The following is a 26,017-nucleotide window of genomic DNA, read 5'->3' on the forward strand; positions in this document are numbered from 1 at the left end:
GGGAATGCACTCATGATCTCGATCGGTATCGTCGGATACGGCTACTGGGGGCCGAACCTCGCCCGGTGCACGTCGGAGAGCGAGCGCTGCCAGCTGGTGGCCATCGCCGACCAGTCGCCCGCCGCGCTCGCACGGGCCGGCAAGCGCTACCCCGCCGTCCAGCTCCATCAGGACTGGCGCGACCTCGTGGCCGATCCCGCGATCGACGCCGTCATGGTGGCGACGCCGGTGAGCTCGCATTTCGAGATCGCCATCAACGCGCTCCGGGCCGGCAAGCACGTCTTCATCGAGAAGCCGATCACGCCCTCGGCCTTCGAGGCCCGGCTGCTGATCGAGGAGGCAGCCAAGCGCAACCTGAGGCTGATGGTCGATCACACCTTCGTCTACACGGGTGCGGTCGAGAAGATCCACGAGCTCGTCACGACCGACGCCATCGGCGACGTGTTCTACTACGACTCGACCCGGGTGAACCTCGGCCTGTTCCAGCGCGACGTGAACGTGATCTGGGACCTGGCGGTCCACGACCTCGCGATCCTCGACCACATCCTGGACCTCGCCCCGGTGGCGATCTCGGCGAGCGGCACCGGCCATTTCAGCGGCCGTCCCGAGAACATGGCCCACCTGACCGTCTTCTACCCGCGCGGCGTGGTCGCGCAGATCAACGTCAACTGGCTCGCGCCCGTGAAGGTGCGGCAGACGCTGATCGGCGGCAGCAAGAAGATGATCGTCTACAATGACCTCGACCCGATCGAGAAGGTCAAGGTCTACGACCGCGGCGTCACGGTCGGCGGCGGCTCGGACGACATCACCGAGCTGATGGTCTCCTACCGGACCGGCGACATGTGGTCGCCGCACCTGTCCTTCCGCGAGGCGCTGATCGTCGAGATCGAGCACTTCGCCGATTCCATCGAGAACGGCACCGCGCCCATGACCGACGGCCACAGCGGCCTGCGCGTCGTCGAGATGCTCGAAGCCGCCATGCGCTCCCTGCGCCAGAACGGCGCCCCCATCGACCTCATGCCACTTGCGAGGGCCTCGTGATCCCCTTCCTCGACCTCAAGGCGCAGTACGCGGCGATCGGCGGCGACGTCGAGACCGCAATCCTCAACGTCCTGCGCAGCGGCGACTTCGTCCTCGGCCCGGCGGTCAGCGCCTTCGAGACGGCCTTCGCCGAGGCCTGCGGCGCCCGCCACGCGGTCGCCGTCAGCAGCGGCACCGCGGCCCTGCACCTCGCCCTCCTCGCCCTCGACATCGGCCCGGGCGACGAGGTGATCACGGTCTCGTCGACCTTCGTGGCGACGGTCGCGGCGGTCCTGTATGCCGGGGCCACCCCGGTCCTCGTCGACATCGACCCGGTCACCTGGACCATGGACCCGGCCCTGGTCGAGGCGGCGATCACGCCCCGCACCAAGGCGATCCTGCCGGTGCACCTCCACGGCCGGATGGCCGATCTCGACGCGCTCGGCGCCATCGCCCGGCGCCACGGGCTCGCCCTCGTCGAGGACGCCGCCCAGGCGCATCTCGCCGAGCGCGGCGGCCGCAAGGCCGGCACGATCGGGGATATCGGCTGCTTCAGCTTCTATCCCGGCAAGAATCTCGGGGCCTACGGCGAGGGCGGCGCCATCGTCACGGACCGCGACGACCTCGCCGCGGCGGCCCGCTGCCTGCGCGACTGGGGCCAGCAGGGCAAGTACAACCACGTCCGCCACGGCTTCAACCTGCGCATGGACGGCGTCCAGGGCGCGGTGCTGGGGGTCAAGCTCCCGCACCTGGAGGGCTGGACCCGCGCCCGCCAGGCGGTGGCGGCGGAGTACGGCGCCCGGCTCGCGGGCCTCGGCCTGGAGCTGCCGGCGCCCGCCGGGCTCGACCACGTGTTCCACGTCTACGCCGTGTCGACGGCGGACCGCGAGGGGCTGCGCCAGTACCTCAACGCGGCCGGCATCGCCACCGGCATCCACTATCCCGTCCCGGTCCACCGGCAGCCCGCCTACAGCCACCTCGACGACGGCGCCGGCCGCCTGCCGGTCACCGAGCGGCTGGCCGCCCGGACCCTGTCCCTCCCGATGTTCCCCGAGATGACGTCCGCGCAGATCGACACCGTCTGCCGGGCCGTCGCGAGCTACTGCGAGGTCGCCGATGCCCAAGCTGCGTGAGGTCACCAAGGGAAGCCGCTTCAGCGGCGACCTGCGCGGGACCCGGATCCTGGTCACCGGCGGATCGGGCTTCATCGGCTCGCACATCATCGACCTGCTGGTCGAGGCCGGCTGCGAGGAGATCGTGGCCATCGACAACATGATCCGCGGCCGCCCCGAGAATCTCGGGGACGCCCTCGGCTCCGGCCGCGTCCGCCTCGTCCAGGGCGACATCCGCGACCGCGCCCTGATGGACACGCTGGTCAAAGGCACCGACGTGGTGTTCCACCAGGCGGCCCTGCGGATCACGCAATGCGCCGCGGAGCCGCGCCACGCCTTCGAGGTGATGGCCGCCGCGACCTTCAACCTGCTTGAGAGCTGCGTCGAGGCCGGCGTCGCCAAGGTGGTGATGGCCTCCTCGGCCTCGGTCTACGGGATGGCGGAGGTCTTCCCGACGACCGAGAAGCACCACCCCTACGACAACCGGACCCTGTACGGCGCCGCCAAGTCCTTCGGCGAAGGTCTGCTGCGCTCGTTCAACGACATGTACGGGCTGGACTACGTCGCGCTCCGGTACTTCAACGCCTACGGCCCGCGGATGGACCTGACCGGCCGCTACACCGAGGTCATGGTCCGCTGGATGCAGCGCCTGGCCGAGGGCCAGTCGCCGATCGTCTTCGGCGACGGCCTGCAGACCATGGACCTCGTCCATGTCCGCGACATCGCCCGGGCCAACATCCTGTCGGCGATCTCGCCGGCCACCGACGTGGTGCTCAACGTCGGCACCGGCGTCGAGACCTCGCTGGTCGACCTCGCCGGCCACCTCACCCGGATCATGGGCCGGGACGGCACGCCGCTGATCCACGAGGCCGAGCGGGCCGTGAACCCGGTGCCCCGGCGCCTCTGCGACACGAGCCTCGCCAAGGCGCTGATCGGCTTCGAGGCGAAGATCGGGGCGGCCGAGGGCCTCGCCGACCTCGTCGCCTGGTGGCAGGACGAGTCCCGCTCGGAACACCTGCGGCGGGCGCTGGCATGATCCCGATCGCCAAGCCCGAAGTCGGCGACCCCGAGGCCGAGGCCGCCGCCGCCGTCGTCCGCTCCGGATGGCTGACCCAGGGGCCGCAGGTCGCGGCCTTCGAGACGGAGTTCGCCGCGATCGTCGGCGCGCCCCATGCCTGCGCGGTCTCGAACTGCACGACCGCGCTGCATCTCGCGCTCCTCGCCGTCGGGGTCGGCCCCGGCGACGAGGTGGTGACGGTGAGCCACAGCTTCATCGCCACCGCCAACGCCATCGCCCAGTGCGGGGCGACGCCGATCTTCGTCGACATCGACCCGGCGACCTACAACATGGCCCCGGACGCCGCCGCGGCGGCGGTCACCGGGAAGACGAAGGCCATCGTCTGCGTCCACCAGATGGGCATGCCCTGCGACCTGGAGGCGATCGTGGCGATCGGGCGCCGGTCCGGCATCCCGGTGATCGAGGACGCGGCCTGCGCCATCGGCTCCGAGCGGCTCCAGGGCGACGTCTGGCGGCCGATCGGCAGCCCGGCGGGGGACATCGCCTGCTTCTCGTTCCACCCGCGCAAGGTGCTGACCACCGGCGACGGCGGCATGATCACCACCGCCAACGCCGCGTGGGACCGGACCTTCCGGCTGCTGCGCCAGCACGGGATGAGCGTCTCCGACATCGCCCGCCACGGCAGCGCCCGGGTGGTGGTCGAGGAGTACGCCATCGCGGGCTTCAACTACCGGATGACCGACGTGCAGGCGGCCATCGGCCGGGAGCAGCTGAAGCGGCTGCCCGACCTGATCGCCCGGCGCCGCGACCTCGCCGACGGCTACCGCGTGCGGCTGGCCGACCTCCCCGGGGTGACGCCGCCGCCCGAGCCGATGGGGCTGCGCAGCAACTGGCAGAGCTACTGCGTCCGCCTCCCGGACGATGCGGACCAGCAGGCGGTCATGCAGGCGATGCTCGACCGGGGCATCGCCACCCGCCGGGGCATCATGTGCGCGCATCTGGAGCCGCCCTACGCCGAGGCGCCGCGGCGGTTCGCGCTGCCGGAATCCGAGCGGGCCCGCGACCACGCGATCCTGCTGCCGCTCTACGCGGCGATGACGGAGGCGGCGCAGGATCAGGTCGCCGACGGCCTGCGCGCCGCCCTGCGATGATCCCCGCACCGGTCAAGAGCCTCGCCCGGACGGTCGGCCTGACGCGCCCGCGCGTCGCCGCCGCCCGGATGGCCTGCGAGCGCACGACGCTCGCCCTCGGCCGCCGGCGTCGGGCCCTGCCGGGCGGGCGCATCCTCTGCTACCACTCGGTGGGCCAGCCGGAATGCGGCGTCAACGACGTCGCCCCCGGGCGCTTCCGGCATCAGATCGAGCGGGCGCTCCGTCTGGGCTACCGCTTCGTGCCGGCGGCCGCCATCGCCGAGGGACGCGGCGGCGCCCGCGACCTCGCCATCACCTTCGACGATGGCTGGCACAGCGTGCTGAGCGCGGCGGCCCCGATCCTGCGTGATTACGGGATCCCGTGGACCCTGTTCATCGTGGCAGGCTGGCTGGACCGGCCCGAGACCGGGCCGCGCGGCATCCTGGACTGGCGCGCCATCGAGGCGCTCGCTGCGGCCGGGGTCGAGATCGGCAGCCACTCGGTGACGCACCCGGATTTCGGGCGCCTCGACACGGATCGGACCGTCGAGGAACTCGTCGTCTCCCGGGCCATCATCGCGCGGCGCCTGGGCGTCGCTCCGGCGAGCTTCGCGATCCCGCTCGGTCAATCGATGAACTGGACGCCCTTCGCCCAACAGGCGGCCCGCGAGGCCGGCTACCGGACCCTCTATGCGCAGGCGGAGGAGACCAAACCTGAGGGCACCGTGGGGCGGACCTTCGTCACCTGCTTCGACCATGATCTGATCTTCCAGGCCCTGCTGCGCGGCGCCTTCGATGCGTGGGAAGAATGGGTCTGATCTCCGGCGTCTCGGGGTGCTCCAACAGTCCGAGGCCGTACTGCCCTGTCATGTCGCAGCAGATCCATCGGCCTGGGAGGCGCCCCGATGCAAGACGGTCCGAGGCTGGTTTCGGTCATCGTGCCGACATTCCGGCGGCCCCATCTTCTGCGCGGTGCGCTCGCAAGCATCCGGCGCCTCGAAGATCGCGATCTCGCGTTTGAAATTCTCGTCGCGGACAATGGGGGCGCGTGCGAGAACCGGGCGATCGCCGAGGCGTTCGGGGCCACCTACGTGGCGGTGGAGCGCCGCGGGCCGAGCGCGGCACGGAATGCGGGCCTGCGTTTGGCGACCGGCGACTTCATCGCCTTCCTCGACGATGACGACGCGTGGCTTCCGGGGAATGTGCGTGCGCAGATTGCGGTCCTCGATGCGGATCCCGCCTTGGACGGCGTTCTGGGGCAGGCCGTCGGCACGGACCCGGACCTGAAGAATCCCTCAGCCCCTTGGCCGGAACGGCATCCGGGCGTCGGCGACGCGCTTCTTCGGACCATGCTGAGCGGCTACTTTCCTCAACTGGGCACGCTCGTGGTCCGCAGACGCGTCCGCGATTTGGTGGGTCTGTTCGACGAGACGCTCATCGGTGGAGAAGACCTGGATTGGCAGCTCCGTATCGCCCGCCGGCGGACCCTGGGCTATGTCGAGACACCCTGCATGCTCTTCCGCGGCCGCGCCCACGGCACCTACGACGCGATCCAGTACGACCGTCTTGCCTACGACCGGCTGGTCTTCTTCAGGCATAGTGTGCCGGAATGGCGTATCTGGCCCTCGCCCCTCGCGTTCCTCAGGGCGTATCAAGGCACGCTGCAGCATTTTTACTGGTATTTCGTCACGATCATGATCGCCGCGGCCTCGCGCGGCCAGAAGCGCCGGGCCTTCAGGGCCATCGTCGGAGCGCTGAGGGTCTTCCCGGTCCGCGCGACCTATCATCTGGTCGCGCGCCGGGATTGCCGAAGGGCGCTGGTTCAGATGGCCTCGATGCATCGGCCGATCTGATCGGACGCCAGCCGGGCCGTCACGGGGATCGGCGGGATCGCCCCCGCGGCCGCCGTCACGCCGTCAAGCGCATCGACCGCATCGACGCGGAACGGGCCGAAGCCGGTGCCCGCCCGGTCGCGCGCAGGCCCGAACCGCCGCGGGACCGAACGAACCGATCTATGGCAGAGGCGACTCCGTCGACGGCCGCGTCCAGCCGGGTGTCGCGGCTCATCTGCGGCTCCGCATGCGACAGTTGCTGCAGACGCTTCGCGGCGATCCAGGTCAGCATCTGATTGACGGGCTTGAGAGTCGGCATCGTGCTCGAACGCGCCGCGCGCCAGACTTCGGCGTTGGGCCAAACGGCGTGATACATCTCGCGGATGTTGCTCGGCAGCAAGGCATGCGGGCGCAGGTCGATCTCGAGGGACTCGGACCAGTCCCGCCACTTCATGCGATGCGAGTGATGGAGCGGCTTGGCGGCGATCCAGGGCGTGCGGAGGGCATCGGCGACGATGGCGCCGTGCATCGCCTCGGTGATGAGGAGCCTGGCGCCCCTGATCTGGGACAGGATCCGCCCGACATCGTCCCGGGGATCGATCAGCGTGACGCCCGCCATCCGGCAGGCCACCTGCCAGAAGCCACGCTCCAGGCTTTCGTAATGCGGCATGAAGGCGACCGTGATGCCCGACGCAGCCTCCGGCAGCGGCAGCAGGCGCAGCAGGACGGCTGGATCGCAGATCGCCCGCTCCGCCGGGAGGCCGAGGCGCCGCGCGGTCCCGGGGCCACGGACGAACAGGACGTCCCAGGATCCGTCATGCACGTCCGGCATCGCCGAATAGCCGCCGTAGCCGGACCCGATAACGTATTTTCTTGCCGATCTCGGGTAGATGTCCTGGATGATCGAGCCGATCCCGAGGAACAGCGCCTCCTCGCGATCATCCAGAAAGCCGTCCGGAAGCATCGCGCTCCAGACCAGCGGGTTGAGTTCATCCCCGAAGTTCGGCGGATCGCCGGCAAAGTAGGTCAGCTTCATGTCGGGCGCCGTGGCGTGTCGGGGTTCGACCGGGGCCGCGTCGGCGCGTTCGGCGCCGGCACGCTTCCGAGAAACTCAGGAGAAGGCCGGCTTCGCTATTGGAGGCCGAGGTTCCATCTGCAGAAGCATCTGAAATTCCACAGCAGCCAGCGCAGACGCCATTTGAGCCGGGTCTTGAAGCCGATGCCCGCATTCCGCAGGAGGCTCAGGCCGAACTCGGCACCGCGCAGCTCCTTCAGGTAAAGCCACGCCAGAGGATGCCATTCGTCGCGGCGCCAGGGTTTGGTCGCGTCGGTGAAGTGGATGATCTTCGGCCGCGGGGCGCTCCGGGTCAGGGCGGTCCACGTTGCGAACTTCTCGTAGAGGAAATTGCGCTGGAAGTTCCAGTCCGGTGGAATGCTGGTCCAACGGTTCCAGAAGCTGATGTTCAACGCATCCTGATCGTCGTAATCGTAGACGTTGCTTGCAAGGAGCGCGATCGTGTGATCGAAGCTCTGGTCCGCTCTGAGTTTCTGGACATCCAGCAGGAGCACGCCCGCGTTGAAGTATCGGCCCTGGGCCGGCAGGGCGTACCGCGCGGCGAAGTCGCGCGGGTTGAGGCCGGCATCGACCACGGCTCCGAGCGCATGGGCGCCGAGGTCGAAGTCCCAGAGTTCGGCGATGTCGCTTTGAAGGATGAGATCGGAATCGAGATAGATCGCACGACTGACGTCAGGCGGCATAAATCGCGGGATCATCAACCGGAAATACGTCGCCCGACTCATGCTCGGGCGATGGGCGTCGAACCCGAGCAGGACCGGATCGCAGATCTGAATCCACTCGATCGTGGCGCGCCGGGTCGAAACCTGGGCTCGGCTGGCCGCGTCGATGCCGTCATGGAAGACGAAAAACCGCAGCGGGTTGCGTTCGTTTCGTGTCTCGATCGATCGCATGACCACACGAAGTTGTGGGATGTACGACTGATCGATGCCGAATGCGACGTTTATGACGGGCCTCTGCACGTCGTCCTCCGCTCGATTGCACCTGTGCTGACATGCGGCGCCGAGAAGGCACCGTCCGCGACAGGATGTTCAGGCGGGCCACCAGCCGGTGACCTCGCCATGGTTCGTCCAGTCGAGACGACAGTCCCGGATCGACCGTCCGTTCGATCGGTGCAGCTGCCTGCGGAAGGTATGGAGCGCCGGACGACCGATCACCCGCTTCAGGGCGAGCTTCCACCAGTCGCGCCGCAGGAGCAGGTGCGGATCGAACTCCGCTGCAGCTGCGAGGATCTCCTTCCAGTCGTCGTCGTGATGCAGGGTGAAGGAGTTGCTCGCCGTGATCAGGAGTTCGCGTCCGATCCGCCGCTGCATCGCGGCCACCCATCCCTGAAGCTCGGGGATCCTGTCTCCCTGCTCCTGCAGGATGACGCGGCAGGTTTCCATCTGCTCACGGCGATCGCTGATCGCCTGTGCATAGTAATGAGAACTCATGTTCTGGTTATGCCAGCGGTAATAGGCCTGCTTTGCATTCAGGATGACCACGGGCCCATGGCACGCGAAGCGCATCCACATCTCCATGTCGGAGGTGTGCCGCATCTTCGGATTGTAGCCGCCGAGACGATGCTGGACGGATGTGCGGACGATCACGACCGGGGACGCGAACTGGTTTCCGAAGTCGCAGAAGCGCTTGATGAACGTGCGCCCCGGGACGAGCCGGCATTCCGGGTCCGATGCGTCGGCGACGGCCACCGGCTCCACGTCGCCGGCCTGGGACACCGCCATCCCGCAGACGAGCCCCGCTTCGGGATGCCGGTTCAGCGCCTGCGCCGCGCGGGCGAGCGCCCCGGGCGTCAGCATGTCGTCGGCCGAAAGCAGCAGCGTGTAGTCGGCCGTGGCCCAGTCGATGATTCCTTCGTTGAAGGTCTTGATATGTCCCTGGTTGACCGTGTGGCGCCGATAGGTGACGCGGGCATCCTCCCGGGCCAGGGCCCGTCCCACCTCTTCGGATGAGTCGTTCGACATGTCGTCGATGATGAGAATCCGGACGTCCACATCGCGCTGCGTCAGGATACTGTCGACGCATGCGCGGAGGTAGCGGCCGTAATTGTAGCAGGGGACGACGACATCGACCGTGCTCATGGTTCCTTGCCTTCCCGATAAGTCTACCTGCCGAAGGTCCAGTGACCTTCTTCGTGGAAGATGCCGAAGATGTACGGATCGAGATCCGGGTGCTGAACGTGGAACCGGGCGCCGATCTTGGCGTCGGCGATCGTGTCGAAGCCCTTGCGGCGCACGGAGATCGACACCCGGTAATCGTCCGCGGTGAGCCGGAGCGGCGGTGTCAGCAGCTCGATCGTCCCCGTACCGGCGATCACCGGCACCGGTGCCGCGTCGAGCAGCGTGCTGAACGTGCAGCAATGGGTCTCGTCGGCGCGGGTGAAGGAGCAGGAGACGTTCGCGTCGTGGATCGGCAGATCGGCCGCATACCGCATGCGGATCCGCATCCGCTCGCCGTGGGAGAAGACCGTCTTGCCCTCTCCGGCCGCGTCGAAGATCTCGACGCCGGTGATCCGGAAGTCCTGGCTCGACTGTTCGGGTCTGTACCACGAGGGATGGGACAGGTAGCTGTCCTGCTCGTAGATTTTGAGGCCCGCATCCACGGGCCCGTCATAGGCCACCGTCCCGTTCTTGATGTAGATCACGCGCTTGCACATCGTCTTCACGCTGAACATGTTGTGCGACACGATCAGGATGGTGGCGCCGCTCGCTTGCAGGCGATGGGCGAAGTCCATGCATTTTCTCTGGAAGGCGTAGTCTCCGACGGCCAGGACTTCATCCAGGAGCAGGATGTCGGGCTCGAGATGGGCCGCGACCGAGAAGGCCAGCCGGACATACATGCCGCTCGAGTAGCGTTTGACCGGCGTGTCGATGAAGTCTCCGATCTCCGAGAACGCGACGATCGCGTCGAACTTGTCGGCGATCTCCTGCCGGCCCATGCCCAGGATCGAGCCGTACAGGAAGATGTTCTCCCGGCCGGTCAGCTCTCTGTGGAAGCCAGTGCCGACCTCGAGCAGGGCACCGACCCGACCCTCGAGGCGGATGCGGCCGGTGGTGGGGGCGGCGATCCGTGAGAGCAGCTTGAGGAGCGTGCTCTTGCCGGCGCCGTTCAGGCCGATGATGCCGACATTCTCACCGTGCTTGATGCCGAAGCTGACGTCCCTTAGCGCCCAGAAGGATTCCCGTGCCGGGCGCGCCTCGGAGCGGCGGGACAGGAGGCCCCGGACGCCCTCGCTGAGGGCGTCGCGCAGGGAGTTCTGGTGCGCGGCCCGCGGTGCGCGCCAGTACTGCTTGCCGATATCTTGTACGCTGATTGCCATCGACATCAGATTACATCCGCGAAGGAGCGCTCCATGCGCTGGAAGAAGATCAGTCCGCTGACGAGCAGGACGAACGCTGCCGTGACCGAGACCGTGATCGCGAAGGCGTCGGGCGGCGTCCCGCCGAGGACGGCGAACCGGAACGCCTCGATCAGGCCGACCATGGGATTGAGTGCGTAGAGCCAGCGCACCGAGGCGGGCACGATGCTCGACGCGTAGACGATCGGCGAGGCGTACATCCAGATCTGGATCAGGAACGGCAGCGTATGCTTGACGTCCCGGAAGCGGACATTGATCGGGCCGAGCCACAGACTCACGCCGAGGGCGAGCATCGCCGTGACGATCAGGGTCGGGACGGCCAGCACGAGGTGCCAGTCCGGCACCACGCCGTACCAGACCATCAGGGCCAGCATGACGGCCAGCGCGATGGCGAAATCGACCATCGGCGAGATCACCGTGGCGAGCGGGATGACCAGCCGCGGGAAGTAGATCTTGCGGATGAGTTCGGCCTCCGCCACGAGGCCGTTGGCGCTGCGCCGGACCGCTTCGGCGAAGTAGGTCCACAGGACGACCGCGCTGCCCGCGAACAGCGCGTAGGGCGCGCCGTCGGTGGGGATCTTGGCGAAGTGGCCGAAGATCACGGTGAAGATCAGGACGGTGAAGAGCGGCTGTGCGATCGCCCAGCAGGCGCCGAGCGCGGTCTGACGATAGAGGACCTTCAGGTCCCGCAGGATCAGGACGCGCAAGAGACCGCGATACTGCCAGAGGCCCACGGCGTCGAAGGCGATGATCCGGTCGTCGGGCGCAATCTCGGTGACCCGCAGCGTCGACGGATCGCCTCGCTGTTCGGTCAGCCCGCATTCCGACGGGCCGAGGGCAAGCGCATCCAGAGATTTCATCATTCGAGGGGGTCCCGCATGACGCTTCGAGCCCGTGATCGAGCTCGCGGGATCCGGTTCGAATCGACTGTCGAGCCGTCCGGTTGTCCCGCCGGAACGGGCTATCATTGCGGTGGGGCGGTCAGAATTACACCTTTCGTCGTATCGGTGCGGCCAACCGAAGTGGTGGTTGTGATCAATGCCCGTAATCACGGCCAATCACGGCAGATGAGCCCTCGGATGCGGGACCGTCGGCGTCCGCTTCCCTCCGGAACGGCCGGCCCGGATCCGCCGACCACCGGGGCCCGGTGTCGGGAGAGCCCCCATGAGATCACCCACGAGCCCCCCCGCGCGCGCCGCCGGTGCTCCGCTCGTGACGATCGCCATGCCGGCCCTCGACGAGGCCGACCACATCGCCGAGGCCATCGCGTCCGTTCTGCCCGACCGGGATGCGGTCGCCTGCGAATTGCTGGTGTTGGACGGCGGCAGCCGCGATGGCACCTGCGCGATCGTCGCCGCCCTGAGCGCCGGGGATCCGCGGATCCGGCTCGTCCACAACGAGCGCCGGATCCAGGCGGCGGCCCTCAACCTCGCGGCACGGCTGGCGCATCCCGCCTCCGCCTACCTGGTCCGCGCCGATTGCCACGCCGTCTATCCGGAGGGGTTCGTGCAGAACCTCGTCGGCACGATGCAGCTGCGGGAAGCCGTCTCGGTGGTCGTGCCACTCCGGACCGTCGGGGTCACGCCGCTGCAGCGGGCCATCGCGGCGGCGCAGAACAGCCGCCTCGGCAACGGCGGCTCGGCCCACCGGCAGGGCGGCATCTCGGGCTACGTCGCCCACGGCCACCACGCGGCCTTCGACCGGCGGGCGTTCCTGCGGGTGGGCGGCTACGACGAGACCTTCACCCACAACGAGGATGCCGAGCTCGACCGGCGGCTCTGCGCGGCGGGCGGGCGGATCTACCTCGCCGCCGACCTCGCGATCACGTATTTTCCCCGCGCGCGCTTCGGCAGCCTCGCGCGGCAATACCGTCAGTACGGTCGCGGCTGCGCGCGGACCCTCGAGAAGCACGCCAGCCTGCCGCGCGCCCGCCAGATGCTGCCGGCCCTGGTTCTGCTCTACGCCGTCGCGGCCCTGCCCCTGGCGGCCCTGATGCCCGCCGTGCTGATCCCGCTGCTGCTCTACGCCGGAGCCTGCGGCCTGTGCGGCCTCGCCCTGGCCCTCAAGGCGCGGGACCCCGTCCTGCTCCTGAGCGGACCGGCAGCCGTGGCCATGCACCTGTCCTGGGCGGCGGGGTTCCTGTCCCATCCAGGCTACTGGCGGACCGTCCTCCGGGCCGCCCTGCGCCGCAAGCGGCCCGGGCTCGGCGTCCCGCCGGGATCCGACGCGGCGCGCGTCAACTGACCGGTTGACGCCGGGCCGGTGCCGCGCCTGGCGATGGGCTGGGCGCGGCCCTGCCATGTCAGAAGCCCGACGCTCTCTCGCATCCGTCGCCCATTCGCCCATTGGGGCGGTGGCCTCACGGGGCCAAGGCGATTATCGACACGCGCAACGATCCGGCCGCGCAGGGCCCGGAGACCGGCCGCGCCCCGCGTGCGGCAGCGCAGGAGAGTTGTGACCGTGCCCGACAGTACGCCGCGTCCCGTGATGCTCGTGATCCTCGACGGCTGGGGTCTGCGGGACGCGGTGGCCGACAACGCCGTCCACCAAGCCAAGACCCCGGTCTTCGACGCGCTGATGCAGGCGCATCCCCGGGCGCAGCTGAAAACCTTCGGCGCCGATGTCGGCCTCCCCGCGGGGCAGATGGGCAATTCCGAGGTTGGGCATCTCAATATCGGGGCGGGCCGCGTGGTCCTGCAGGACCTGCCGCGGATCGACTCCGCCGTCGCCGACGGTTCGCTCGCCCGGAATCCGGCGCTGATCCGGTTCATCGAGACCCTCCGCGCATCGGGGGGCACCTGCCACCTCGTCGGCCTGCTCTCGCCCGGCGGCGTCCACGCCCATCAGGACCACGCCGTGGCGCTGGCGCGGTTGCTGGTCGCGGCGGGGATCCCGGTCCGTCTCCATGGCTTCACCGACGGGCGCGACATGCCGCCCCGCTCCGCGGCCACCTGCATCGCCGATGTGGCGGCCACCCTGCCCAAGGGCGCGCGCATCGCCACCCTGTGCGGCCGCTATTTCGGGATGGACCGCGACCGGCGCTGGGAGCGGGTCCAGACGGCCTACGACGCCCTCACGGAGGCGCGCGGGACCCGGTTCGAGCGGGCCGGGCAGGCGGTCGCCGCGTCCTACGCGCAGGACGTGTCGGATGAGTTCATGCGGCCCGCGATCATCGGCGACTATGCCGGCATGCGGGACGGCGACGGCCTGCTGTGCTTCAACTTCCGCGCCGACCGGACCCGGCAGATCCTGGAGGCGCTCCTCGACCCGGCCTTCGCGGGATTCGACCGCGCGCGGACGGTCCGGTTCGCCGCCGCCCTGGGCATCGTCCAGTACAGCGTCGAGATCGACGCCTTCGCCGAGACCCTGTTCGGCCCCCTCGACCTGCCCAACGGCCTCGGCGAGACCGTGGCCCGGGCCGGGCGCACGCAGTTGCGCATGGCCGAGACCGAGAAGTACCCGCACGTCACCTACTTCATGAACGGCGGCCGCGAGGAACCGTTCGCGGGGCAGGACGCGGTCCTCGTGCCCTCGCCCAAGGTCGCAACCTACGACCTGCAGCCGGAGATGTCGGCGCCGGAACTCACCGATCGCGCCGTGGAGGCGATCGGCTCCGGGCGCTACGACCTCATCATCCTGAACTTCGCCAATCCCGACATGGTCGGCCATACCGGCAGTCTCGCGGCCGCCGTGAAGGCGGTAGAGACCGTCGACACCTGCCTCGGCCGCGTGGTCGAGGCGGTGACGGCGCAGGGCGGGGCGCTGCTGGTGACCGCCGACCACGGCAATTGCGAGATGATGCGCGATCCCGAGACCGGGGAGCCCCACACCGCCCACACCCTCAACCCGGTGCCGGCCCTGCTCATCGGCGTCGACGGCGTGTCCCTGGCCGACGGCCGCCTGGCGGATGTGGCGCCCACCCTCCTCGACCTGATGGGGCTCGACCAGCCGGCCGAGATGACCGGCGCGTCGCTGATCCGGAAGCGGGGCGCGGACTGAGGGCCGGGGCCGGCGGCACGCCGCCTGCACGGCCCGGGCTGTCATGCCCGCCGTCCCTGCGTTACGTCCCGCCACGAAGCCGGTCTGTCCCAGCGTGGTGCGAGGTCGTGGTGCGTGTGACCGGTTCTAGGACATGATCGCCCGACACAGCCTGATCTATGTCGGCTCCCGGGGCTTCGCGGCAGCCCTGAACATGGCCTCCGTGGCGGTGTTCACGCGGCTCGCGCCGGTGGAGAGCTACGGCACCTACCTCTACGTCCTGTCCTGGTCGCTGGTGCTCTACGGGGCGACCTGCCAGTGGCCGAAATTCGCGTTCTTCGCCCTCTACGACGAGGCGCGCGAGCCCGCGCAGGTCGGCACCGTGGTGCGGATCCTGGGCGGCACGCTGCTGCTCGCGGGGCTCGGGAGCGCGCTGGCCGCCGGCCTCGGGCTGATGTCGGCGCGGATGGCGGCCGCGATCCTGGCGCTCGCCTTCGGGAGCACCCTGTTCGAGGGCTCCACCGAGATCGCCCGGACGCGCCTCCGGGCCGGGGCGGTGGCAGCCTCGGTGATGAGCCGGGCCGTCCTGATCCTCGCCCTCGGCAGCCTCGCGCTGCATCTCTCGCAGGATCCGCTGCATCTCGCCTTCGCGGTGGCGGCCGCCAACGTCCTGGCCTCGCTCCCCGCCGCCGCCACGATCGCGCCGATGATGCCCGGCCGCGGCAGCCGGGCCGAGGCCCTGCGGCTCTTCGCCTATGGCTGGCCATTGGTCCTGTCCTTCGGGACGGCGGCGCTCGCCCAGAGCCTCGACCGGCTGATCATCGCCAAGACGGTGGGGCCAGCGGGGCTCGGCGCCTACGGGGCGCTGGCCGACTTCCTGAAGCAGAGCTTCATCGTGTTCGGCGAGGCGATCGCCCTGTCGCTGATCTCCATCGCCAAGCGCGAGGCGCGGGCGGGCGGGATGGCGGCGGCGTCCGGGGTGCTGCGCGACGCCGCCCGGGCCATGACGCTGATCGCCGCCTTCGGGGCGGTGTTCTTCCTGTGCTTCGACGATCTGGTCGTGGCGGTGCTGCTCGGGCCCGCCTACCGGGCGGAGGCGCGGGAGCTCGCGCCGGTCCTGATCCTGGCCTCCATCCTGATGATGTTCCGCGCCTATTATTTCGGGCAGGTGATCTACTTCACCCGCTCCAGCGGCCTGGAGGCCGCCGCCGCCTTCGCGACCCTCGCCGCGGTCGCCGCCCTGTCGCTCCTGCTGATCCCGCGGTTCGGTGCCGCCGGGGCGGCCCTCGCCTTCGCGGGCGGCCAGAGCGCGGCCTGCCTCGTGCTGGTGCTGGGCGCCCGCCGGGCCGGCACGACGATGCCGCTGCCCCTCGCCGACATGACGGGGATCGCCGGGATCGCGCTCGCCTGCGGCGCGGTGAATGCCGGCATCGCCCTGGTCCCGGGCGGGCTGATGCCGCCGGGGCAGGCCCTGCGCCTGGTCCTGCTCGCCGCCGCCGCCGGCATGACGGCATGGCGCTACGACGTGCTCGGCTTCGCCGGCGCGATCCGCCACCGGCTCGCGGCCTGACGGTCCCGCTATGGCAGACATCGCCGCGCTACCGGGGGGGTTCGTGGCGGCGGTCCGGCCCCTCGATCCCGGAGCCCCCTGGATCCCGGCTTGGCGGGCGCTGGGCGCGGCGTCCCTCATCCGAAACCCGTTCTACGAGGCCGGCTACGCCCTGGCTGCCCGCGACGCCTTCGGGGCGGATGTCCGGCTCCTCCTCGTCGCCGACCGGCCGCCGGAGGCGCCGGGGGCCCGGCTCGTCGCCGTCTGGCCGTTCCGGCTGTCGCGGCGGCGCTGGGGCCTGCCGCTGCCGCTGCTCATGGGCTGGACCCACGGCTACGCCCCGTTCGGCGCGCCGCTCCTCGACGGCGCCGATCCACAGGCCGCCCTCGCGGGGCTGCTCGCCGCGCCGGGCATGCTCGGCCTGCCGCCGCGGCTCCTCCTGCCGAACGCCCCCGCCGACGGCCCCCTGCCGGACCTCCTCACCGCGCAGGGCGGACGCCGGGCCGCCTACTGGCCGCATGACCGCGGCCTGCTCGATCTGACCGGCTTCGCGCCGGAGGCGCGGAGCGGCTATCTCGGGCACCTCTCCGGTCAGCGCCGCCGCAAGCTGCGCCGCGGCCGCGCGCGCCTGGAGGCGGCGGGGCCCGTGACCTTCGAGATCCTCGCCGCGCCCGAAGCCCTCGGCACGGCCCTGGACGCCCACGTCGCCCTCGAGACCGCCGGCTGGAAGGGGCAGGCCGGCACGAGCCTGGCGCAGCGGCCGGCGGAGATCGCCTTCCTGCGCGCCGCCCTGGCCGATCTCGGCGCGGCGGATGGCGTGCGCATCGCCCGCCTGCGCCGGGGGGAGCAACTTCTGGCCTCCCTGATCCTGCCGGTCACCGGCCGGGAGGCCTGGGTGCTGAAGATCGCCAACGACGAGACCCGACCGGAGACCGCGCCGGGCGTCCAGCTCGTCCACCGGCTGACCGAGGCCCTGGCCGCGGGCGACTGGCCGATCGACCGGATCGATTCCTGCGCGCCGCCGGGCTTCGCCCTCGGCACCACCTTCTGGACGGAGCGCCGGCCGATCGCCCATCTCCTGGTCGAGGGGGGGCGCGATCCCCTGTTCCCGGTCGCCCGGACCCTGGAGCGCGCCCGGGAGCGCGTCGCCCGGGCGCGTGTCACCATCCGAAGCGGGCGATCTGCTCCAGCCGTGCCCGCGTCGCCGCCGCGTCGCCGCCCATGACGGCGATCCGCCCGGACAGGTCGTAGCAGGCCGCGCAGAACGGCAGTTGCAGCAGCGTGTACCCATCGTCGCGCGCCCGGGCGACGGAGGCGATCAGGCAGGGCAGGACCGGCCCGTCCGCGGGCCCGGCGAGGCAATCGGCCCGGGGGCTGCCGAAGGCCGGGCGGTTCGGCCAGGTCAGCAGGAGCGTGGTGCCGCCCCGGCGGTCGGGGGCCGGCGGCAGGGTGTAGCTGCGCAGGAACAGCGCGCAGGCGGCGAGGAGCAGGAGCGGCAAGATCAGGGCTGTGCGCATCGACGGATTCCTCGCGCCTCAATCCCCCGCGTCGAAGCGCGTGCGATAGAACACCTCGCGGCCGGCACCGTCGATCACCCGGACGGCCTCGGCCGGCTCCCCCGACCGCTGCGGCACCCGGGCGCGGGCGAACAGGCGCAGAGCCCGCTCCTGCGCGCTCTCCAGGCTGCCGACCCGCACGGAGATCCGCGTCTGGATCTCGTCCGGTTCCGGTCCGAGGACTTCGATGTGGAAGGTCTCGCGCACGGGGATCCGTTTCATCGAGGGGCATGAAGACCGGATGTTGGAATCCGGCCGGCGGGCGCCATAGCATGTTCCGGTCCGGTTTCGGCTCGGATCGCCCGCATCGGCCCATCAACACCGTCGTCGCGTGCGCCGCGCAGCGACCCAGAGACGCGCCCCGCGCTCGATCGCGGCGCTGCCGGGGAGTTCCGCGCGCATCGACGGGCCGCGCGAGGTCGATCTTGGCCCGAAGTCCAGTTGCCCCGCGGCCGGGCGCGGCTCTAAGAGGGCCGCTCCGACCGAGGAGACATCACCGGAGAAACCCGTGGATCCGCTCAAGGCCGCCGCCGCGACGCTTCTCTGCCTCGCTCTGTTCTGGCTGGCCTTCCGGCTGACCCGGCGCCTGGTCGATCTCGCCATCGCGGGGGGCTACGCCGAGGAGCGCCGGCGGCTCGCCGAGGAAGAGGCCGCTCAGGCCGAGGCGGGCGCCGTTCCGCAGGCCTCGGCCATCCGGGCCACCCCGGCGAGCTTCGCCGCGAACAGGGACCAGTCATCCGCCGCGGCGATCGGCTCCCACAACGCCTCCACCTCGTCGATCAGGAGCGTGCAGGGCGCCTCCGCGAAGTAGGGATGGTCGAGCCGTGCGCCCGGTGCGGGCGCCAGCGGTTCCAGCGCGGCCCGCACGGCCGTGAAGGCCTCGGACCGGTACTGCGCGGCGGCCGGTCCCGCCTCCGCCCGCCCGGCGCTCGCGAGCCCCCCGTACCAGTCGAAGAAGAACCGCTCGAAGGGCGCCCGCGTCTCGGCGAGGAACCGCCAGACCGCCGAGACCAGCCGGTCGGTCTCCGGCTGCGGCGCCGCGGCGAGGCCGAGGCGGCGGAACAGGGCTTCGGCGAAGGCCGCCTGCAGGGCCGGGCCGAAGCCGGAGAGGGCGGCTTCGAGGCGCGCCTGGGGAGCCAGCGTGAGCAAACAGTCGGCGAGCCGGGCGAGATTCCAGAACAGGGCCTCGGGCTGACGGCCGAAGCTGTAGAGCCCGGTCTCGTCGAAATAGGCCGCGGTGAAGTCCCGGTCGAAATGCGGCAGGAAGCGCCAGGGTCCGTAATCGAAACTCTCGCCGGTGACGTTGATGTTGTCGCTGTTGAGCACGCCATGGACGAAGCCGGCCGCCGCCCATTGCGCGCCCATCCGGGCGACCCGGAAAACAACATCCTCCAGGAAGGCGACGCCGCGATCCTCCAGGCCGGCCCGCCAGAGGTCCGGCCTGTGGGTCTCGATCGTGTGGTCGAGGAGCCGGGCGACGTTGTCCGGTTCGCCGAGCGCCAGGACGCGCTGGAAGCTGCCGATCCGGATATGCCCGTGCGAGAGGCGCACCAGTACGGAAGAGCGGGCCGGCGAGGGCTCGTCGCCGCGCACGAGGTCCTCGCCGGTCTCGATCAGGCTGAAGCTCTTCGAGGTGTAGACGCCCTGTGCCTCCAGGAGCGCGGTGGCCAGCACCTCGCGCACGCCGCCCTTGAGGGTGAGCCGTCCATCGGCGCCGCGGGACCAGGGCGTGGTGCCGCTGCCCTTGGTGCCGAGGTCGAGCAGCCGCCCGTCCTCGAGGTCGTGCAGCTGCGCGAACAGGAAGCCGCGGCCGTCGCCGAGCTCCGGATTGTAGGAGCGGAACTGATGGCCGTGGTAGCGCAGGGCCAGGGGCGTCTCGAAGCTGCCGGACAGCGGCTCGAACCGGCCGAAATGGGCGATCCACGCCGCCTCCGAAAGGCCGCCGAGGCCCACCCGCTCCGCCCAGGCCTGATTGCGGTAGCGCAGGATCGTCTGCGGGAAACGGGCCGGGGTGACCGGATCGAAGAAGGCGGGCCCGAGCTCGGCGTGGCGCCGGGAGGGCTTGAAGGCGGTGTCGTCCATGCGGCGCGTCTCTCGGGTCGGGCCGGGCGTGCCCCTCCCGTCACCAAGCCGGCGGAACGGGATCCGTTGCAGCATTCCGGTTCTTGCGCGCGGAACGAAGCAGGCCGGCGTCGCAGGCGGCCTCGGGCGTGGTGCTGCGGGCGTGCTTCGCTCTGCGCGCAGGGGGCGTCCGGCACCAGGGCTGCCGTCGGCGCCCGTGCGTGTGAGCGCGATCCGCCTGGCTGTGCGACTGTCTAAAAGGAGTGGTCTCGTGGCGGTCTGCTACCGCGCGGACGGTCGAGGACGCAGACATTCGAGCTGTGGCAGCAGGGGTCGACAGTCGTGCGCTCGGCACCAGAAGCGCATCGCGCTGGATTGGACATGCCCCTGCCCGATCGATCGTAAGCGAGACCGCTTTTCCGAGGTTTGACGAGCCGACACGATCCCCCGACAGCATGGGGGCCGGATTGGGGTGATCCAGCCTGCCTCTCTGGCACGCGTCGGAGGAGCCCTCGTTTTATGGACACGGTCCGGCGCCGATATGAGACGACGCGGTGGGTCGGTCTACAGAATGTCCGGGTCCTTCAAGCGCGAAACGGCCCGCGCAGGCGCCCCGCAGCGCCAGCGCTCCTTCAAGGCAGGTCAATCCCGGAAGGACCGCAATCGTTCGATGCGGCCTTGCGACGGGAGGAACGATTTAAGGCCTGTCGGGAATCTCAATCTATTTTCGCGTCCTCGCGATGCAGGATGTGATCAGATATATCTATAAATATCATGCTCGGCGCGCCAATGAAGAGCAGATCTATTGCATAGTTGTGAATTCATGACTAAAATTACGAGAAAACCTGTCTCGCCACCGACTAAAAGAGCTATTGTTTATCGAATGAAATAGATAAAAATTAATCATAGCCCGAGCGTGCGATCCGTCACTCCGAGTCGGCTAAAATCAATTTATGAGTTGATGCCATAACCGCTAGTGGATGGCGGGAATGCGGTGGAATGTAAGTTTTTGGAAGCCAGACGAGCCCTTCGCCCTACGCCCGTTCGGCCAGATATTTCTATATTCCTCTATCTTCAGCAGGACAATCGAAAATCCTGCGCGCGCCAAGGAGCTTGTTCAATGCGTATGATCAAAGGTTTTATAAGAATTTGGCTCGTCGTGTCCGCTGCTGCCGCCTCAATACTGCTGGTGTATGTCGTAAACCAGTCCGCCCCGGCCTGGGTAACCGCTGTCCTGCTGTCCCCTTTGTTTTTGATACCCATAACGCAAACCGATGAATTTCTGGCGCCCGTCATAAATTGGGTCAGGCGCGGGTTTCACGGCAATCCTTCCGACAACGCGCATTGATCAAGTAAAAAATTTCCAAAACTTGTTGCGCATTGGGGTGGTTATAATTTGATTTTGCGACCGTGAATAAATCATTGCGGCTATCAGTAAATTTCATGAAGAATGCGGGTTGCGAACGACGCCGGCAGGCGGTGGCGGGATACCGACAACCGCGTTCGCCCCGCATTCGTCCTCGGGCTACCGACCACCTGCGCCTGTCACCGTCCCGGATCTGGCCTTCCGGCTTCCCATGGCCCCGGCCCTGCAGCAGCCTCTCGATCAGCCCGGTCTATAATAATGGTCAGTTCAGCGCCTATCGCACAATTAGATCGTATTTTCTGACAGTTCACGCTTAATATAAATCAATTTTAGCGCTTAATAACAGTTTTGAACTTATACAAATGTTGGCCACTCGCCTCACAACCTCAGCGATCATAGAAAAGGTATATTTGCCGACAACTCACTCTTAGATTTGTTTTTTGGCTGAGATTTGTTAGATTTTGACATTACTCCATTTCCATATCATAAGCCATGCTGCATCGGAGTTCGGCTAGAATTCATGCACTACAAGTGGTGGTATATTTTAATATAGACGAAAATACATGCGGACACTGTTTTCAACGGAGAAATTTCATCCTCGCGACAGATTTAGAAGCTGGCGCGATGCCATGTCCGACATGCGCGTGCCGGCCGAGCAGAAGCGCCTGACCGACGATCCATTCGATGCCAAGATAGAAATTGCTACCGTCGGCTCGATCGAAGCGATACGCACCTCCCATGGCGCTTTACGCGCTGAGGCGACGCCCGACCTGGTCAGGAATCATGGCCAGGAGAATGCTGTCGGAATATTCTTCCGGCAGGCAGGAATTGCAAAGACCGGTCAATCCGACAGGACCTCGGTGCAACGGCCCGGCGATCTCATGGTGCTCGACTGTCGTCCGGCGGCGCAGGAATACAGCTCGGGCAGCCAGATGCTCACCCTCCACATCCCCCGCGAGCGGCTCGAGTCTGTCCTCGGTCCAGCTCGGCTCTACAGCGGGCTGACCATCGGTGCAGACCTCGGCAGCACCGCCTTGGCGACAGGCTTTCTGACCGAACTGATGCGTGCCAGTCACAGCCTGACGCCGGCCGTGGCAGACCGCATGTCGGCCATCGGCATCGACCTGATCGCGGCCAGCATCGCCGAGCGCTTGGCACAGGAGGTATCTCGCCCCTTGCATGAAACAGTCACGGTCCAGCGCGCCAAGACCTATGTCGAGGCTAATCTGGGTGACGCCGACTTCGGACCTCCGGAACTCGCCGCGGCTGTCGGCGTCTCGCTGCGCCGGCTACAGGAGATGTTTCATGAGCGTGGCAGGCACGTGTCCGACTACATCTGGGAGCGCCGTCTTCTGAGGGCCGGGCACCAGCTGAGCAATATCGAGCATGGCCATCTGCCGATCGGCACAGTCGCGTATAGCTGCGGCTTCTCCAGCCAGGCCCACTTCTCCCGCCGCTTCAAAGCGCATCACGGCATGACGCCGAGCGAGTTCCGGCAGGCTGCACTTGAGGTCGCCCGGTAAGGACTCTCATCCGTTGACGATCCGAGCCTGGGCTGCGCTGCGTGCCGTGGCCGAACGCTTCGAGCCGCCCAGTCCCGATGAAGGCTTCGACGCCGTGCGCATCGTGCGCCCCTGAGAGCGCGGGCGATCCTTGGCCAAGCTCTGGATCCTGTCCGACCGGCACCTCGAGGCGGTGCTGTATCCGGATCAGTTCCGGTCCGAGCCGCCCGCCTTCGACATGCTGGTCGCGGCCGGCGATATGTGGAAGGCCGCCCCCCGGCAGACGTTCAGGGTCCTGCACCGCCTCGCCAACGACGAGCCCGTCGTGTTCGTGCTGGGCAACCACGAGCACTGGCACGACATCGTGCCCGCGGATCTCGCCCGCGCTCAGATCCTGGCCGGATGCCGGTTCGTCGGCACCACCCTGCGGGGCGATTGTCGGTTGGCCGGACAGCTCGATCCCGACACGCCGACCGGCGAGCCGATCGATGTCGCCCATGACGGCGGCCATCACCTGCTCACGGCCGGGGACGCCGCGGCCCTGCACCGTCACGCGCGCGCCGAGCTGGCTGCGCTCATGGACGAGGGTGATGGGGCGCTGCCGCTCATCGGGGTCACCCACCACGCCCCGCATCCGGACTGCATCGCTCCCGCTTGGCGCGGCACCTGGAACGCAGGGAGCTTAACCTTGGACCTGTCCGCCCTGACCGATACCGGCCGCGCGGCTCTGTGGATGCACGGCCATGTCCACCACAGCCTCGACCTGGTTCGGCCCGGCGGAGCCCGGATCCTGTGCAACCCGGCCGGTCCCCGCTTCGCCAATCCCGCCTTCGACGCGGCTCGGGCGATCGCGATCGGCTGATCTCACACGGGCTCAAGCCGAGGGGGCGTCGCGTGTCAGCTCTTGGACGAACAGCTCGGCCTGATCGACGAGCAGGTTCAGATGCGCCACGCTGTCGCTCATCTGGCCGACCAACGCCGCGGTGAGCTCGGTCAGCCGGGTCTCGGCACTCGGCTGCACGCTCTGCAGATTGGCAATCTGGGCCTTCAGCTCGGTCCGTCTCCGACGCAACACCTGCAGGAGCGTCTCGATCCGCGCCACGACCAGATCCGCGGCGAGCGCGTCCATCCGTGATCCGACGGCGGTCTCATCCTCCTTGGAGCCCAGCGGGATGTTCGTTCCGGTCATGGCGGCTTGGTTCTGCCTCAAGATGAAGCAGCTTAGGCCGTGACACATTCCTCAGGCTGACCGGCGTCGGCGATGACGCTCGGATGGCCGAGCCCCGTATCGCACCCGATCCAGCCGCCTGCACGCAGTCGGGCGACCGGGAGGGGGCTCGGAGCCCGCGCCAGTCTCAGGCGGCTCGGACGGTGGCGAGGAAGTGCGCCACCTCCGCCCCGAGATGCTCGGACTGGCGCGACAGCTCGTCCGCCGCGCTGAGCACCTGGGCCGCGGCCGCGCCCGTCTCCTCGGAGGCCTCGGCCACGCCGGTGATGTTGCTCGTCACCTCGGCCGTGCCGGTGGCCGCCTGAGCGACGTTGCGCACGATCTCCTGCGTGGCGGCGCCCTGCTCCTCGACCGCCGCGGCGATCGAGGCCGCCACGCCGTTGATCTCCCGGATCCGCGCCGTGATCGCCCCGATGGCACCGACCGCCTCGGCCGTCACGCCCTGAACACGCGTGATCTGGCCTGATATCTCCTCGGTGGCCCGGGCGGTCTGCCCGGCGAGTTCCTTGACCTCGGCAGCGACCACCGCGAAGCCGCGCCCGGCATCGCCGGCGCGGGCCGCCTCGATCGTGGCGTTCAGCGCCAGCAGGTTGGTCTGCCCGGCGATCGAGGAGATCAGCCCGACCACGTCGCCGATCCGCGCGACCGTCCCGCTCAGCTCCTGCACCAAAGCCGCCGTCTGATCCGACTCGTCCACCGCCGCTTGCGCGAGCTTGGAAGAGCCGTCCACCTGCCGGCTGATCTCCTGCACGGACGTGCCCAGCTCCTCGGCGGCGACCGCCACGGTGTTGACGTTGCTCGCGGCCTGTTCGGCGGCGGACGCCACGGTCGTGGACTGGCCGGCCGTCTGGGTGGCGGTGGCGGTCATGGCCTGGGCGGTGGCCTGCAGGTCCGTGGCCGAGGACGAGACTTGGCCGACGATGCTGCCGACCGCCCGCTCGAACTCGTCGGCCAGCTCCAGCATGGTGCGCTTGCGCTGCGCCTCGGCGGCGGCCCGCGCTTGAGCAGCCTCCAGCTCCAGGTGCCGGCTCCGGATCAGATTATCCTTGAAGACCTGCACGGCCGCCGCCATCGCGCCGATCTCGTTCTTCGTGGCCGTGTCGGGAACGACGAGGCTGGTGTCACCGTCGGAAATCCGGCTCATGACCTGTGCCATGCGGCGGATCGGCATCGAGATCCTCCGGACGCAGACCACGATCACGCCGCCGCACATCACGAGCACCGCGCCGCCGCCCAGCAGGAAGAGGACGAAGCGCGTCCGGGCCGCGGCGATGCGCGCCTTGATCAGGTCGAAAGCCCGGACGAACAATCGATCGCGAAGTTCGACGATCGCGCTCATGGCCGGGACATAACGGGCGGCAAAGTCCTGCACCGTCAGGGTCGCGGCCTGACCGGATAAGCTTTGGGCCACGAGATCGGCGGCCAATTTCTGGCCGGCTTCGATGTATTGCGCCCGCATGGTCCTTATGAGCTCATCGACACCCGCATCGTCGCCGATTTTCCCACGGGCGAGCAGGATCTGCCGCATCTGTGCGTCGACATAGCCGCTCAATCGATTGTATTGCCCGATCTCCTCGTCCGTCATACGCCGCCTGGTCACGAGAGCAGGGGTGAACACGGATCCGATCTGACCCGCGAAGTCACGCAGCTCCGTCGCGGTCCGGGCCATCGTCAGCCAGGAGCCCAGGCTCGGATCGGCCGACATCGTGGCATCGTCCACAGCATTCAACGCCTGGTCGAGCACTGGCGGGACGGCGATCAAGGCCTTCACGATCCCCGCCACCGCGTCCTGGGATCGCTGTGCCTGAACGTGAGCCGTCACGGCATCGGCCTGCTGCCGCACGGTGGCGAGGCGCCGAACGGTCTCGGAGACGGCCTCGGCGGCCTTGGCTCCCCATCGCTCCGGCAATGTGGACACGGCGAGGCTGGCCTCTCGTAGAGCCGCATCGGTGTCGGTGCGAGCCTCGCTGAGCGCCTGCTCGACAGCGCGTGGCACCGGTCTCTCACTGCCGAGACTGCTGTTGGTGGGCCCCCGTTCCTGCGCGATGCGGGTCGAAGCGCCCAGGATCTTCAATGACGCGGAAGCACCCGTCAGCGCATTGACGCTATCACTGTATGATTTGTACTCGTCGATTTCCATCTTTGCAGTAACAGTCACGCACAGCGCACCGACACATCCCGACACAGCGACGATCAAAGTCGATATTTTCACAACAACCTCCGCAATCGACC

Annotated in this window: 23 protein-coding genes; 13 read left to right on the plus strand and 10 right to left on the minus strand. The window is 68.6% G+C overall.

The window, feature by feature from the left end; translation table 11 throughout:
- Positions 1–12: 12 nt before the first annotated feature.
- From ABC766_RS15555 to ABC766_RS15580, 6 genes are all read left to right on the plus strand, one after another.
- Positions 13–1,041, plus strand: a complete 1,029-nt coding sequence (locus ABC766_RS15555) for a Gfo/Idh/MocA family protein (protein WP_043379174.1) — start codon at positions 13–15, stop codon at positions 1,039–1,041.
- Entirely contained in the window at positions 1,038–2,153 is a 1,116-nt protein-coding gene (locus ABC766_RS15560) for a DegT/DnrJ/EryC1/StrS family aminotransferase (protein ID WP_043379175.1), read from the plus strand. Before ABC766_RS15555 ends, ABC766_RS15560 begins: the two co-directional genes overlap by 4 nt.
- Positions 2,137–3,168, plus strand: a complete 1,032-nt coding sequence (locus tag ABC766_RS15565; protein WP_043759825.1) for an NAD-dependent epimerase/dehydratase family protein — start codon at positions 2,137–2,139, stop codon at positions 3,166–3,168. The genes ABC766_RS15560 and ABC766_RS15565 overlap by 17 nt, the downstream gene beginning before the upstream one ends.
- Complete coding sequence (locus ABC766_RS15570; protein WP_345822624.1) at positions 3,165–4,301, plus strand: DegT/DnrJ/EryC1/StrS family aminotransferase; 1,137 nt, start codon at positions 3,165–3,167, stop codon at positions 4,299–4,301. The genes ABC766_RS15565 and ABC766_RS15570 overlap by 4 nt, the downstream gene beginning before the upstream one ends.
- Positions 4,298–5,098 carry a polysaccharide deacetylase family protein gene (locus tag ABC766_RS15575; protein ID WP_274926467.1) on the plus strand — a complete coding sequence of 267 codons (801 nt, stop codon included), beginning with the start codon at positions 4,298–4,300 and terminating at the stop codon, positions 5,096–5,098. The genes ABC766_RS15570 and ABC766_RS15575 overlap by 4 nt, the downstream gene beginning before the upstream one ends.
- Positions 5,099–5,185: 87 nt before the next feature.
- Complete coding sequence (locus tag ABC766_RS15580; RefSeq protein WP_043379183.1) at positions 5,186–6,133, plus strand: glycosyltransferase family 2 protein; 948 nt, start codon at positions 5,186–5,188, stop codon at positions 6,131–6,133.
- 55 nt (positions 6,134–6,188) lie between these two features.
- Here ABC766_RS15580 and ABC766_RS15585 read toward each other — a convergent pair whose 3' ends face one another.
- From ABC766_RS15585 to ABC766_RS15605, 5 genes are all read right to left on the minus strand, one after another.
- Positions 6,189–7,148 (minus strand): polysaccharide pyruvyl transferase family protein, encoded by a 960-nt coding sequence (locus tag ABC766_RS15585; protein WP_205782333.1) that lies wholly within the window; start codon positions 7,146–7,148, stop codon positions 6,189–6,191.
- 95 nt (positions 7,149–7,243) lie between these two features.
- Complete coding sequence (locus ABC766_RS15590) at positions 7,244–8,149, minus strand: glycosyltransferase family 8 protein (RefSeq protein WP_342141737.1); 906 nt, start codon at positions 8,147–8,149, stop codon at positions 7,244–7,246.
- A 69-nt stretch (positions 8,150–8,218) separates the two neighbouring features.
- Positions 8,219–9,268: a glycosyltransferase family 2 protein gene (locus tag ABC766_RS15595; RefSeq protein ID WP_274926469.1), complete on the minus strand. Its 1,050-nt coding sequence runs from the start codon at positions 9,266–9,268 to the stop codon at positions 8,219–8,221.
- 23 nt (positions 9,269–9,291) lie between these two features.
- Complete coding sequence (locus ABC766_RS15600; protein ID WP_043355139.1) at positions 9,292–10,512, minus strand: ABC transporter ATP-binding protein; 1,221 nt, start codon at positions 10,510–10,512, stop codon at positions 9,292–9,294.
- Positions 10,512–11,408 (minus strand): ABC transporter permease, encoded by an 897-nt coding sequence (locus tag ABC766_RS15605; protein WP_043355138.1) that lies wholly within the window; start codon positions 11,406–11,408, stop codon positions 10,512–10,514. The genes ABC766_RS15600 and ABC766_RS15605 overlap by 1 nt, the downstream gene beginning before the upstream one ends.
- A gap of 301 nt (positions 11,409–11,709) precedes the next feature.
- Between ABC766_RS15605 and ABC766_RS15610 the strand changes: the two genes are divergently transcribed.
- The 4 genes from ABC766_RS15610 (at position 11,710) to ABC766_RS15625 (ending at position 17,297) form a co-directional block, all read left to right on the plus strand.
- Entirely contained in the window at positions 11,710–12,789 is a 1,080-nt protein-coding gene (locus ABC766_RS15610; RefSeq protein ID WP_345822625.1) for a glycosyltransferase family 2 protein, read from the plus strand.
- Between the two features lie 243 nt (positions 12,790–13,032).
- Positions 13,033–14,544 (plus strand): 2,3-bisphosphoglycerate-independent phosphoglycerate mutase, encoded by a 1,512-nt coding sequence (gpmI, locus tag ABC766_RS15615; RefSeq protein ID WP_345822769.1) that lies wholly within the window; start codon positions 13,033–13,035, stop codon positions 14,542–14,544.
- A gap of 133 nt (positions 14,545–14,677) precedes the next feature.
- The gene (locus tag ABC766_RS15620) at positions 14,678–16,093 is read left to right on the plus strand and encodes a lipopolysaccharide biosynthesis protein (protein WP_345822626.1); all 1,416 of its coding nucleotides are present in this window, start codon (positions 14,678–14,680) and stop codon (positions 16,091–16,093) included.
- Positions 16,094–16,103: 10 nt separating this feature from the next.
- On the plus strand, positions 16,104–17,297 hold the full coding sequence (locus tag ABC766_RS15625; RefSeq protein WP_345822627.1) for a GNAT family N-acetyltransferase: 1,194 nt from the start codon (positions 16,104–16,106) through the stop codon (positions 17,295–17,297).
- Here the strand turns inward: ABC766_RS15625 and ABC766_RS15630 are convergent.
- The 3 genes from ABC766_RS15630 to ABC766_RS15640 form a co-directional block, all read right to left on the minus strand.
- Positions 17,233–17,589, minus strand: coding sequence for a hypothetical protein (locus ABC766_RS15630; RefSeq protein ID WP_043759809.1), 357 nt, complete (start codon positions 17,587–17,589; stop codon positions 17,233–17,235). The genes ABC766_RS15625 and ABC766_RS15630 overlap by 65 nt on opposite strands.
- Before the next feature lie 18 nt (positions 17,590–17,607).
- The gene (locus ABC766_RS15635) at positions 17,608–17,835 is read right to left on the minus strand and encodes a hypothetical protein (RefSeq protein WP_020091174.1); all 228 of its coding nucleotides are present in this window, start codon (positions 17,833–17,835) and stop codon (positions 17,608–17,610) included.
- Positions 17,836–18,282: 447 nt separating this feature from the next.
- Entirely contained in the window at positions 18,283–19,710 is a 1,428-nt protein-coding gene (locus ABC766_RS15640; protein WP_345822628.1) for a protein adenylyltransferase SelO, read from the minus strand.
- 1,099 nt (positions 19,711–20,809) lie between these two features.
- On the opposite strand from ABC766_RS15640, the gene ABC766_RS15645 reads away from it, so the two are divergent.
- The 3 genes from ABC766_RS15645 (at position 20,810) to ABC766_RS15655 (ending at position 23,419) form a co-directional block, all read left to right on the plus strand.
- Positions 20,810–21,037, plus strand: coding sequence for a hypothetical protein (locus tag ABC766_RS15645; protein ID WP_345822629.1), 228 nt, complete (start codon positions 20,810–20,812; stop codon positions 21,035–21,037).
- 581 nt (positions 21,038–21,618) lie between these two features.
- The gene (locus ABC766_RS15650) at positions 21,619–22,578 is read left to right on the plus strand and encodes a helix-turn-helix domain-containing protein (protein WP_345822630.1); all 960 of its coding nucleotides are present in this window, start codon (positions 21,619–21,621) and stop codon (positions 22,576–22,578) included.
- Between the two features lie 130 nt (positions 22,579–22,708).
- Positions 22,709–23,419 carry a metallophosphoesterase gene (locus ABC766_RS15655; protein WP_345822631.1) on the plus strand — a complete coding sequence of 237 codons (711 nt, stop codon included), beginning with the start codon at positions 22,709–22,711 and terminating at the stop codon, positions 23,417–23,419.
- Positions 23,420–23,431: 12 nt separating this feature from the next.
- Here ABC766_RS15655 and ABC766_RS15660 read toward each other — a convergent pair whose 3' ends face one another.
- Positions 23,432–23,686 carry a hypothetical protein gene (locus ABC766_RS15660; protein WP_345822632.1) on the minus strand — a complete coding sequence of 85 codons (255 nt, stop codon included), beginning with the start codon at positions 23,684–23,686 and terminating at the stop codon, positions 23,432–23,434.
- Positions 23,687–23,912: 226 nt separating this feature from the next.
- A complete protein-coding gene (locus tag ABC766_RS15665) occupies positions 23,913–25,925 on the minus strand; it encodes a HAMP domain-containing methyl-accepting chemotaxis protein (protein ID WP_345822633.1) in 2,013 nt (670 codons plus the stop codon).
- Positions 25,926–26,017 lie beyond the last annotated feature (92 nt).

Source organism: Methylobacterium fujisawaense (genome assembly GCF_039619325.1).
Lineage (GTDB): Bacteria > Pseudomonadota > Alphaproteobacteria > Rhizobiales > Beijerinckiaceae > Methylobacterium > Methylobacterium fujisawaense.